This is a genomic window from Rickettsia rhipicephali str. 3-7-female6-CWPP (assembly GCF_000284075.1).
Lineage (GTDB): Bacteria > Pseudomonadota > Alphaproteobacteria > Rickettsiales > Rickettsiaceae > Rickettsia > Rickettsia rickettsii.
In genome coordinates, this window is the sequence record NC_017042.1 from 254,147 (window position 1) to 266,111 (window position 11,965).

Genomic DNA, 11,965 nt, shown 5'->3' on the forward strand with positions numbered 1-11,965 from the left:
AATGATTGAAAATAAAGGGTGGAAGTACTTTCCACCCTTTAAATTATCGTATATATAAGTTTTTTTGGAGTATTTTTTTTAATGCCGACATATAATCAATTAGTACGTTTTGGGAGAAAGTCAAAAACTCGTAAGACCAAATCTCCTGCCTTAGAATCTAATCCTTTTAAAAGTGGTGTTTGCATAGTTGTAAAAACCGTTACCCCTAAAAAGCCTAACTCTGCACTTCGTAAGATTGCAACGGTGCGTTTAAGTAATAAAAGAACCGTAAATGCATATATTCCTGGTGAAAAGCATAGTGTAAAGGAACATGATAGGGTGTTAGTAAGAGGCGGTCAAGTTCCTGATCTGCCGGGGGTGAAATATCATATCGTACTCGGTGCTTATGATATTGCCGGAGTTAAAGGACGTAAGCAAGGTCGGTCACGTTACGGTGCGCCTCGTAAACAAGTTGCAGTTACAAAAAAATAAATTATTAGTTAGAGAGAAAAAATAAAATGTCACGTCGTCATGCCGCGGAAAAGCGAGTAATTTTACCTGATATGAAATATAACAGTATTTTATTGTCAAGATTTATCAATAATATTATGAAAGAAGGGAAGAAAGCCCTTGCAGAGAAAATTGTTTATTCAGCCTTTAATAAAATTGAAAAGAAGCATAGAGTTGATCCGTATCAAACCTTTAATAATGCTATGCATAACGTGAAGCCGCATTTAGAAGTAACTTCGGTTAGGGTTGGAGGAGCTAATTATCAAGTTCCGACGCATGTTGATGAAAGAAGAGGATATGCCCTTGCTAGCCGTTGGATTATTAATGCTGCGTCAAAACGTTCTGAAAAAATGATGATTGATAAACTTGCCGAAGAGCTGTTTGAAGCTTCTAATAATAGAGGCGTTGCCATTAAGAAGAAAGAAGATACTCATAAAATGGCCGAAGCTAATAAAGCTTTCTCTCATTTTAGCCCTAAAAAAATGAAATAAGGTAGGGTAATAATGAGTAAAATAAATAAACTTGAGCATATTCGTAATATCGGTATATGTGCTCACATTGATGCCGGTAAAACCACAACTACCGAACGTATTTTATATTATACCGGTAAATCGCATAAAATAGGTGAAGTGCATGAGGGTGGTGCTACCATGGATTGGATGGAACAAGAACAAGAACGCGGTATAACCATTACCTCAGCTGCTACTACTTGTAGATGGCAAGATAAAATAATTAATATTATCGATACTCCTGGACACGTTGACTTTACTATCGAAGTAGAGCGTTCGCTTCGTGTTCTTGACGGTGCGGTTGCAGTATTTGACGGTGTAGCAGGTGTTGAACCGCAGTCAGAAACGGTTTGGAGGCAAGCAGATAAATATAATGTTCCTAGAATGTGTTTTGTCAATAAAATGGACAGAATGGGAGCAGATTTTTATAGATGCGTTGAAATGCTCAAAGATCGTTTAGGAGCAAAACCGCTTGTTATTCAGTTGCCTGTAGGGATTGAAGAAAATTTTAAAGGTATAATTGATCTTGTTAAAATGAAAGTAGTGATTTGGAAAGATGAAGCACTTGGAGCTGAGTATTTTGAAGAAGATATACCTGCTGATATGAAAGATAAAGCTGAAGAATATCATGCTAAATTACTTGATATGGTTGTTGAGTTAGATGATCATGTGATGGAAAAATATTTATCAGGTGAAGAAGTAACAGCAGAAGAGATTAAAAGATTAATCAGAAAAGGTACTATTTCAGCAGCATTTTATCCGGTTTTATGCGGTAGTGCTTTTAAAAATAAAGGGGTACAGCCTTTACTTGATGCTGTAGTAGATTTCCTACCTTCGCCTACTGATATAGGTATAGTAAAAGGTATGGAAGTAAGTACCGGTGAAGAAAAAGATTTCCCTATTTCGGTAACTGAGCCTTTTGCAGCTTTAGCATTTAAAATTATGAATGACCCGTTTGTCGGTTCATTAACTTTTATTAGAATATATTCAGGTAAAATTACTTCAGGAACAACTGTTATTAATACCGTAAAGAATAAAAGAGAAAAAATCGGTAGAATGCTATTAATGCATTCTAATAATCGTGAAGACGTAAAAGAAGCATCAGCAGGTGATATAGTAGCTTTAGCAGGTCTTAAAGATACTACCACAGGTGATACGTTATCCGATATTGATCAGCAAGTAATCTTAGAAAAAATGGAATTTCCAGAGCCGGTAATTGAGCTGGCGGTAGAACCTAAATCAACAGCCGATCAAGAAAAAATGGGCCTCGCACTTTCTCGTTTAGCAGCTGAAGATCCATCATTTAGAGTGTCCACTGATCATGAAACAGGACAAACAGTGATAAAAGGAATGGGAGAACTCCATTTAGAAATTATCATTGATCGTATGAGAAGAGAGTTTAAGGTCGAAGCAAATATTGGAGCTCCTCAAGTAGCATATCGTGAAACTATAACAAAAGCTTGTGAAATTGATTATACCCATAAGAAACAATCCGGCGGTGCAGGACAATTTGCTCGTGTAAAAATTATTTTTGAGCCTCTAAAAGATGTAAAAGATCTAAAAGATGAAGATAAAATTTTTGTCTTTGAAAGTAAAATCATCGGCGGTGCCGTGCCTAAAGAATATATACCAGGTGTTGAAAAAGGATTAAATAATATTAGAGAAACCGGTGTTATTGCCGGTTATCCTATGATTGATTTTAAAGCAACTTTAGTTGACGGTGCGTTTCATGATGTAGATTCTAGTGTACTTGCATTTGAAATTGCTGCAAAGGCAGCATTTAGAGAAGGGATGCCGAAAGGTAATCCTAAATTACTTGAGCCGATTATGCAAGTTGAAGTTATCACTCCTGATGAATATATGGGTGATATTATAGGCGATTTAAATAGTCGTAGAGGGCAAATTCAAAGCATGGATCCAAGAGGGAATGCTCAAGTAGTTACTGCGAATGTTCCTTTAGCGGAAATGTTTGGTTATGTTAATACGCTTAGGTCTTTATCTCAAGGTAGAGCTCAGTTTAGTATGATATTCTCTCATTATGATCAAGTGCCGAGTCAAGTAGCTGATATTATTAAAGCTAAAAAATAATTTAGGGGTGAGATGTCACATCTTACAGAAATAAATGTTGTTTTGCCGTGGCAGCTTATAAATTAGAAGTACTGTTTATTATAGTAATTTTTTAATAATAACAAATATTTTTAATAAATTTTTATTGATTTTTTATTAAAAATATGATAGGAGTGTAGCTCAATTGGTAGAGCGCCGGTCTCCAAAACCGGAGGTTGCGGGTTCGATGCCTGTCGCTCCTGCCATTATAGGCTTAGAGCTTTTTTGCTATAAAATATAGAATTTTTACAAAATTTGCTTATAGAGAGAAATTTGAAAGAGGTACTTCACCTTGAATCGCAGCGTACATACTAGTATATGAAAATTCCAGTGCTGGATCATCATCTCAATTGCCTCTAGAAGTAGAATTTTGTAAGAAGTCTAATAAATTACTTAACAAAAATATGTTTAAAGAATATAAAATTTATAAGTTTTTTGAACAAGTTAAACAAGAAACTTATAAGGTAGTTTGGCCAACTAGAAAAGAGCTTGTTGCTTCAACATTAGTAGTGGTAGTAGCAGTTTTTATTTTTAGCCTAATTTGTTTGGTACTTGATTATAGTATACATAACATAATGCAGCTTTTGCTTAATATCGGCAAATAGTATAAGGAATAAATTGTGACAGAACAGAGTATAGATAATATATTGCCTTCTTCTGAAAAAAATGTAAAGCAGTGGTATGTAGTACATACGGCATCAGGAGCAGAGAAACGCATTAAAGAAGATATGCTTAGCAAAATCGCTAAACAGAAAATGACGGATTTTTTTGAAGATATATTAATACCTGTTTTTGGAGTTTCTGAAGTTAAACGCGGTAAAAATGTCAAGGTAGAAAAAAAACTAATGCCGAGTTATATCTTGATAAAGATGAATATGACTGATAAATCTTGGCATTTAGTAAAAAATATATCTGGAGTAACCGGCTTTTTAGGAAGCAAAACCACGCCAAAAGCTCTTACAGAAAGTGAAATACAAAATATTTTTAATAATTTGGAAGCAGAAGCTAAAGAAGCAAAGAATTCTAAATTGTATGAAGTTGGTGAAATAGTGACTGTTACAGACGGTCCTTTTGAAACTTTCATGGGTACAGTAGAAGAAATAGATCAAGAAAAAAATAGGTTAAAAGTTTCAGTTGCAATATTTGGTAAAGCAACTCCAATAGAACTAAATTTTAATCAAGTAAAGAAAAATGATTAAAGGTTGGACTAAATACGGTTTATAAATTAACTTAAGCTGTATTGTACGAATGTTCAGGATGTCATTGTTGCGGGATAATGCGTCGTCATTGCAAGCAGACGTAGGCTGTGTGGCAATCTAGAAGAAATAATAAAAAACTTCTGATTTACAGAATTTTTTTCTTCCTTGTTTTGTCAAAACTTACAGCTTTTCCTCGCAATGATGGGAAACAAGATCCATGCAATTGTTACAAAGTAATATTAATTTAAGAGAAAAATAAGGATATTTATAAATGTCTCAGAAAGCAATAAAAGGTTATATTAACTTGATAATTCCGGCTGCCGGAGCCACTCCTGCACCTCCTATAGGACCGGCCCTAGGACAAAGAAAAGTTAATATTGCAGCATTTTGTAAAGATTTTAATGATGCTACGCAAGGTATGGAAAAAGGAATACCTCTACCAACCGTAATTACCGTTTATGAAGATAGTAGTTTTTCTTTTAAATTAAAAACTCCTCCTGCTTCTTACTTTTTAAAGAAGTATGCTAAAATTACTAAAGGTTCTAGTGCTACTAAAAAAGAAGCCGTAGTAGGTAAAGTTACTATGGATGATTGTTGTGAAATTGCAAAGTTAAAAATGCCTGATTTAAATACAAAAAATATTGAAGCAGCAACAAAAATTATTTGTGGTAGTGCTGCATCTATGGGACTTGAAGTAGTAGGGAATTAATTATTATGTCAAATAAGGAAGATGTTGCTGTAAAAATTAGCGGCGGTAAAAAAATAAGAGAAGCTAGAGAAAAAGTAAAATCAGATACTTTATATAATTTAACAAATGCAGTTGCACGATTAAAATCAGCATCATATGTTAAATTTGATCCAACCTTAGAAATAGTTATGAAGCTTGGAATTGATCCTAGGCATTCCGATCAAATGGTACGTGGTGTAGTTAATTTACCTGCCGGTACAGGCAAAAACGTAAGAGTTGCCGTTATTTGTAAAGAAGAAAGAGAAGAAGAAGCTAAAAGTGTCGGAGCAGATTTAGTAGGTTCAACAAATATTATTGATGAAATTAAAGCAGGGAAAATTAATTTCGATGTATGTATAGCTACTCCCGATATGATGGCAGCTATAGGTTCAGTTGCAAGAATTTTAGGACCAAAAGGTTTAATGCCTAACCCTAAACTTGGTACCGTAACTTTAGATATTAAAAATGCTATTAAAAATGCTAAAAGCGGTCAGGTAGAATATAGAGCAGAGAAAGCAGGTATAATTCATGCAGGGCTTGGAAAATTATCTTTTTCAGACCAAGATTTATTAAAAAATTTAAATGCGTTTATTGAGGCAGTAATTAAAGCAAAACCTGCCGGATTAAAAGGAAGTTATTTAAAAGCAATGTATTTATCTTCTACTATGGGAGCATCGATACAAATAGATTTAACTAGTATAGCATAATTTTTATAGCCGTTTAACGGTAGTATAGTAATAATAAAAAAATTTTGTTATTTTAAGCATTTGTATCAGTTTAAATATATTAAACTGTATTATAAAAGGAGAATTAAAAGGTGTTAAGATCAGAAAAACCGGTAGCAGTAGAGGATATTGTAAATATTTATAAAGAATCGCCCTCTATAATTATTACTCATTATCACGGGTTAACCGTTAGTCAAGTGAGTTCGCTTAGAGAATCACTTAAATCTAAAGAAGCAGGTTTTAAAGTAGTTAAAAATACTTTAGCAAAAATAGCTGTAAATCAAACAGGGCTTGATAGTATTGCTAATTTATTTGCGGGTCCTACTGCTATTGTTTATTCTAAAGAACCGGTTGAGATGGCAAAATTAGTAGTTAATTTTGCTAAGGCTAATGATAATCTTAAGATTATCGGTGGAATAGTCGATAATCACGTATTAGATGAAAATTCAATAAAAGAACTTTCTAAGCTACCTGCACTTAATGAGCTTAGGGGTAAAATTGTTGGGTTATTACAAGCACCGGCTACTAAGATTGTAGGTGTTTTACAAGCCCCGTCTTCGAGTATGGCGAGAGTAATACAAGCACATGCTAGTAAAAATTAACTTAAAGGTTACTGCATCAGGTATTTTAATTGATAATTAAAGAGCTTTTATAGTGAAAATTAATAAGGTTTGTTATAGAATATTATTCTTATTTTAAAAAAGTCTTATAATTTGAAGCAAAAAAGAATTTAATTAACTTAAAATACCTGATGCAGTAATCTCTCAATATAAAAAAAAGTAAAAAGGAAAAAATTATGGCAGATTTAGCTAAAATTGAAGAACAATTATCATCATTAACATTAATGCAAGCAGCTGAGCTTGTGAAAATGCTAGAAGAAAAATGGGGTGTATCTGCAGTAGCTCCTGTAGCTGTAGCAGCTGCCGGTGCTGCAGCTCCTGCGGCTGAAACAGTAGCTGAAAAAACTGAGTTTGAAGTAGTTTTAACAGCTGCCGGTGACAAGAAAGTTGAAGTAATTAAAGTTGTGAAAGATATCACAGGTCTTGGTTTAATTGAAGCTAAGAAATTAGTTGATGAAGCTCCAAAGCCGATTAAAAGCAATATGAAAAAAGCAGAAGCAGACGAAATCAAAGGTAAGTTAGAAGCCGCCGGAGCAAAAGTTGAATTAAAATAATTTGTTTTTATTCCAAGAAAAATCTTATAATTTTCAATCAAAAACAACTAAGTATAGATTAATTTTTTTACAGGGCCTAATGTTTTGCAGAAATATTTTATAGCTTTAAATTAACTTCTTAAAATCAAAAAAGCCTTATTTTAGTAATTAAATTTGAATAAGGCTTTTTTGTTTAAAAATTATTTTAAAGCTAATTTAAATTATTGAAATTTTCTAGGTTCTGTGAACATTTATAATTGATTTTTAGTGAAAATTAATGAGATTTTTGAAGGAATAGCTACCTATTTTAAAAAAAATAATATTATTATAATTTGTTGCAACAAACAAATAACCAAAATCAAATCTTTTTGGAAATGTTCGTAGAGCCTACACAAGATCTAAATAAGAAACTTACTAGGTTTCTTTAATTTAAGTTCTATGTAAAAAAATTTAAAACAGTATATTTTATTTTACTGCAAATTATAAGCATTTTATTGAAATAGGTATCTATTTCAATAAAAACTTTACTGTTTAAAATATAAATAATTTAAATTTTATATACAGAACCTAGGTTCTGAACACTTTTGATTAATGATTATAATTAGGAGATATTTTTAAGCAAAAATTAATAAGATTTTTGAGAGGAGAGTTTATTACTATTTCAAAAAAAATCTTATGATTTACAGCTAAAAAGAGCCATAATTATAATCATTCTATTAAAAGTGCATAGGACTTAATCACTGCAATACGGGCAGTAATTTTATCAGTCAGGAGATTATATGGTTTCATTAAGGGATAATATAGAAGCACAACCCTTGTCACACAATAGAAGAATAAGAAAAAATTTCGGTCACATAAATTTAGTAGCAGATATACCGAATTTGATTGAAATTCAAAAAAATTCATATGAGAAAAACTTTCTACAGTTAAATATTAAAGATTCTGAAAGAAAAAACAAAGGTTTACAATCTATATTAAACTCAATTTTTCCTATTTCAGATTCCTCCAATATTGCTAATTTAGAATTTGTAAAATATGAATTCGATACTCCAAAATATGATGTAGAAGAGTGCAGTCAAAGAAGTTTAAGTTATGCTGCTCCTCTTAAAGTGACTTTAAGATTAAGTATTTGGGATATAGATGAGGATACCGGTACTAGAGAAATTAAAGGGATTAAAGAGCAAGAAGTATATATGGGTGATATCCCATTAATGACTAAAAACGGTACTTTTATTATCAACGGTACGGAAAGAGTAGTTGTATCACAAATGCATCGCTCACCTGGTGTATTCTTTTATCATGATGAAGGAAAAGTCCACTCTTCCGGCAAGCTTTTATATTCTGCTCGTGTTATTCCATATAGAGGGTCTTGGCTTGATTTAGAATTCGACGCTAAGGATGTTATTTATTTCAGGATTGATAGAAAAAGAAAGCTTTATATTACTACTTTGCTTAGAGCTATAGGTATGAGTACTGAAGAAATTATAAAATTTTATTATAATTCAGTAACTTATAAGCTTGTTAAAAATAAAGGTTGGGCGGTTAAATTTATACCTCAGCATATTACTGCTCATCGTTTAACAAGTGATTTAGTAGATGCAGATACCGGAAATATTCTACTGAAAGCAGGACAAAAAATTACTCCGCGTTTGGCTAAAAAATATTTTGGGGAAGGGCTTAATAATATTTTAGTAGCTCATGAAACTTTAATCGGCAAATATCTATCTGAAGATTTAAGAGATCCTGCAAGCGATGAAGTATTAGCAAAAATCGGTGAAATGATTACTGCTGATATGCTAAATGTTATTAATGATCTTAAAATTAAAAATGTTAACGTATTAGTAATCAATCCTCAATCTGGTCCATATATAAGGAACACCTTATTTGCTGATAAAAATCAGGATCGTGAGGCAGCATTATGTGATATTTTTAGAGTGCTAAGACCAGGCGAACCTGCTAATATCGAAGCGGCTGAAAGCCTGTTTTATAATTTATTCTTTGATGCGGAAAGATATGATCTTTCAGAAGTCGGGCGAATAAAAATGAATTCTAGGTTAGAGCTGAATATTTCTGAAGAAGTTACGGTTTTAACAATTGATGATATTAAAAATATCGTAAGAATTTTAGTAGAGCTTAAAGACGGTAAAGGTATCATAGACGATATTGATCATTTAGGTAATAGAAGGGTTAGATCGGTAGGTGAATTGATAGAAAATCAATTTAGAATAGGTTTAGTCCGAATGGAAAAATCTGTAATTGAAAGGATGTCGGCAGGTGATGTTGATACCGTAATGCCTCATGATTTAGTAAATTCTAAAATTTTAGTTTCAGTAGTAAAAGAATTTTTTAATACCTCCCAATTATCCCAATTTATGGATCAAACAAATCCATTATCGGAAATAACTCATAAAAGAAGGCTGTCGGCACTCGGTCCCGGAGGTCTTAGTCGAGATCGAGCAGGTTTTGAGGTGCGTGACGTACATCCGACTCATTACGGTCGCATTTGTCCTATTGAAACACCTGAAGGTCAGAATATCGGGTTAATTAACTCTATGGCTACTTATGCTAGAATAAATAAACACGGTTTTATAGAGAGTCCGTATAGAAGAGTTAAAGATGGATATGTAACCGATGAAGTGGTATATCTTTCTGCTATTGAAGAAGGTAAATACAAAATCGGACAAGCAAATTCTAAAGTTAATAAAGACGGAAAGCTGCAAGGAGAGTTTATTAATTGCCGTGTTGAAGGCGGTAATTTTGTAATGGTAGAACCGTATGAGGTAGACTTCATTGATGTAACTCCTATGCAGGTAGTATCGGTTGCGGCTTCTCTTATACCGTTCTTAGAAAACGATGATGCTAACCGTGCTTTGATGGGTTCAAACATGCAAAGACAAGCCGTTCCTTTAATTAAAACGGATGCACCTTTTGTAGGTACCGGAGTTGAAGGGGTAGTAGCTAAAGATTCCGGAGCGTCAGTGCTTGCATTACATGACGGTATTGTTGAGCAGGTAGATTCAAATAGAATCGTGATTAGAACTCTAGAACAAAAAGTTGACGGTTCTCCTTCGGTTGATATTTATAACTTACTAAAATTCCAAAAATCCAATCATAATACTTGTATAAATCAAAAGCCTTTAGTTAAGGTCGGTCATTACGTTAAGAAAAACGATATTATAGCTGACGGTCCTAGTACGGATAACGGTGAAATTGCTTTAGGTAGGAACGTGCTTGTGGCTTTCTTACCTTGGAACGGTTATAATTTTGAAGATTCAATTTTAATATCCGAACGTATAGTAAAAGAGGATGTATTTACATCTATTCATATTGAAGAGTTTGAAGTAATAGCTAGAGATACACGCCTTGGTCCTGAAGAAATTACCCGTGATATACCGAATGTAAGTGAAGAAGCGTTGCGTCATCTTGATGAGGTCGGAATAATTTATATAGGTGCAGAAGTAAAAGCCGGTGATATTTTAGTCGGAAAAGTAACACCGAAAAGTGAATCGCCTATTACTCCTGAAGAGAAGCTACTACGTGCTATTTTCGGGGAAAAAGCTTTTGACGTAAAAGATTCATCGCTGCATGTACCTTCCGGAGTTAGCGGAACTGTAGTAGAAGTAAGGGTATTTTCTCGTAGAGGTGTAGAAAAAGACCAGCGAGCTATTGCTATTGAAAAACAACAAATTGAAAAATTAGCAAAAGACAGAGACGATGAATTAGAAATTATTGAGCATTTTGTGTTTAGTTGGCTTGAAAAGCTTTTAGTAGGGCAGGTGATTATTAACGGTCCTAAGCAAGTAAAAGTAGGACAAACTATTACTACTGAAATGCTAAAAGGCTTATCTAAAGGACAATTTTGGCAGATTACCGTGGAAGATGCAAATGTAATGAATGAAATAGAGCAGATAAAGACTCATTATGATGAGAAAAAAGAGGCTCTTGATAAAAGGTTTGCTACTAAGGTAGAGAAATTGCAAAGTGGTGATGATTTACCTCAGGGAGCTTTAAAAGTAGTAAAAGTATTTATTGCAACTAAGCATAAATTACAACCCGGGGATAAGATGGCAGGAAGACACGGAAATAAAGGTGTTATTTCACGTATCGTACCTGAAGAGGATATGCCGTTTTTAGAAGATGGAACTGTGGTAGATATCGTTCTTAATCCTCTAGGTCTTCCGTCCCGTATGAATATAGGACAGATTTTAGAAACGCATCTTGGGTGGGCATCAATAAATTTAGCAAAAAAAATATCTACCTTAGTAAAGGAATATAAAAATAAACATATAGGTATTGAGCAGATTAAGAAATTCTTAATTGAACTGTATGGAGAAAATATTAATTCTATACTTGAAAGACCGGAAGAAGAGATTATCTCTTTTTGTAAGAAAGTAAGTAAAGGCGTACATTTTGCAACTCCTGTATTTGACGGAGCAAAAGTTCAGGACGTTAAAGATATGCTAAAGCTTGCCGGTCAAGACCCTTCAGGACAAGTGAAATTAATTGACGGTAGAACCGGTGAATATTTTGACCGTCTAGTAACTGTTGGACAGAAATATTTGCTGAAATTGCATCATTTAGTCGATAATAAAATTCATTCCCGTTCTATAGGACCTTATAGCTTAGTAACGCAGCAACCGCTTGGAGGTAAGTCTCATTTCGGCGGACAGCGTTTCGGGGAAATGGAATGTTGGGCATTACAAGCTTACGGTGCAGCGTATACGTTACAGGAAATGTTAACGGTTAAGTCGGATGACGTAAACGGTAGGATCAAAACTTATGATTCTATAGTACGCGGTGAAAATAATTTTGAATCAGGCATTCCTGAATCATTTAATGTTATGATAAAAGAATTTAGATCTTTATGTCTTAACGTAAAGCTTGAAGTAACTTCAAGTTAAGAAAGATAGGTCATTTAAACAGATAAAAAACAAGTTTTTTATCTGTTTTACTGGATTCCCGCTTTTGCGGGAATGACATATAGGGTGCAATAAGAACTCTTGGTAGACGAAGGTCAATTTCAAAAAGAGCTAGGAGTTCACAAGGCGAGGAGCGGA

10 protein-coding genes and 1 tRNA gene are annotated in these 11,965 nt (G+C 33.5%); all 11 read left to right on the forward strand.

The genetic code is table 11. The annotated features are described in order from the left end of the window. Nucleotides 1-81 precede the first annotated feature (81 nt). Entirely contained in the window at nt 82-471 is a 390-nt protein-coding gene (gene rpsL / locus MCC_RS01410) for a 30S ribosomal protein S12 (RefSeq protein WP_014365257.1), read from the forward strand. Between the two features lie 26 nt (nt 472-497). Continuing rightward, a complete protein-coding gene (gene rpsG, locus MCC_RS01415) occupies nt 498-980 on the forward strand; it encodes a 30S ribosomal protein S7 (protein WP_004996646.1) in 483 nt (160 codons plus the stop codon). 12 nt (nt 981-992) lie between these two features. Then, complete coding sequence (gene fusA / locus MCC_RS01420) at nt 993-3,086, forward strand: elongation factor G (RefSeq protein ID WP_014408221.1); 2,094 nt, start codon at nt 993-995, stop codon at nt 3,084-3,086. A 148-nt stretch (nt 3,087-3,234) separates the two neighbouring features. Continuing rightward, a tRNA-Trp gene (locus MCC_RS01425) sits at nt 3,235-3,310 on the forward strand. Between the two features lie 198 nt (nt 3,311-3,508). Further along, nucleotides 3,509-3,709 carry a preprotein translocase subunit SecE gene (secE, locus tag MCC_RS01430; RefSeq protein WP_004996644.1) on the forward strand — a complete coding sequence of 67 codons (201 nt, stop codon included), beginning with the start codon at nt 3,509-3,511 and terminating at the stop codon, nt 3,707-3,709. 15 nt (nt 3,710-3,724) lie between these two features. Continuing rightward, nucleotides 3,725-4,303, forward strand: coding sequence for a transcription termination/antitermination protein NusG (gene nusG / locus MCC_RS01435; protein ID WP_014408222.1), 579 nt, complete (start codon nt 3,725-3,727; stop codon nt 4,301-4,303). Between the two features lie 271 nt (nt 4,304-4,574). Further along, nucleotides 4,575-5,012: a 50S ribosomal protein L11 gene (gene rplK, locus MCC_RS01440; RefSeq protein WP_014408223.1), complete on the forward strand. Its 438-nt coding sequence runs from the start codon at nt 4,575-4,577 to the stop codon at nt 5,010-5,012. Between the two features lie 5 nt (nt 5,013-5,017). Beyond that, nucleotides 5,018-5,737 (forward strand): 50S ribosomal protein L1, encoded by a 720-nt coding sequence (gene rplA, locus MCC_RS01445; protein WP_014408224.1) that lies wholly within the window; start codon nt 5,018-5,020, stop codon nt 5,735-5,737. A 110-nt stretch (nt 5,738-5,847) separates the two neighbouring features. After that, nucleotides 5,848-6,357 carry a 50S ribosomal protein L10 gene (gene rplJ / locus MCC_RS01450; protein ID WP_014408225.1) on the forward strand — a complete coding sequence of 170 codons (510 nt, stop codon included), beginning with the start codon at nt 5,848-5,850 and terminating at the stop codon, nt 6,355-6,357. A gap of 194 nt (nt 6,358-6,551) precedes the next feature. Further along, complete coding sequence (rplL, locus tag MCC_RS01455) at nt 6,552-6,929, forward strand: 50S ribosomal protein L7/L12 (protein ID WP_014408226.1); 378 nt, start codon at nt 6,552-6,554, stop codon at nt 6,927-6,929. Between the two features lie 758 nt (nt 6,930-7,687). Then, on the forward strand, nt 7,688-11,809 hold the full coding sequence (gene rpoB / locus MCC_RS01460; protein ID WP_014408227.1) for a DNA-directed RNA polymerase subunit beta: 4,122 nt from the start codon (nt 7,688-7,690) through the stop codon (nt 11,807-11,809). Nucleotides 11,810-11,965: the final 156 nt, after the last annotated feature.

Coding starts and splice junctions, on each gene's coding strand:
- rplK (WP_014408223.1), top strand. CDS start 4,575: ATGTCTCAGAAAGCAATAAAAGGTTATATTAACTTGATAATTCCGGCT.
- rpsG (WP_004996646.1), top strand. CDS start 498: ATGTCACGTCGTCATGCCGCGGAAAAGCGAGTAATTTTACCTGATATG.
- fusA (WP_014408221.1), top strand. CDS start 993: ATGAGTAAAATAAATAAACTTGAGCATATTCGTAATATCGGTATATGT.
- rpoB (WP_014408227.1), top strand. CDS start 7,688: ATGGTTTCATTAAGGGATAATATAGAAGCACAACCCTTGTCACACAAT.
- rplA (WP_014408224.1), top strand. CDS start 5,018: ATGTCAAATAAGGAAGATGTTGCTGTAAAAATTAGCGGCGGTAAAAAA.
- secE (WP_004996644.1), top strand. CDS start 3,509: ATGTTTAAAGAATATAAAATTTATAAGTTTTTTGAACAAGTTAAACAA.
- rpsL (WP_014365257.1), top strand. CDS start 82: ATGCCGACATATAATCAATTAGTACGTTTTGGGAGAAAGTCAAAAACT.
- rplL (WP_014408226.1), top strand. CDS start 6,552: ATGGCAGATTTAGCTAAAATTGAAGAACAATTATCATCATTAACATTA.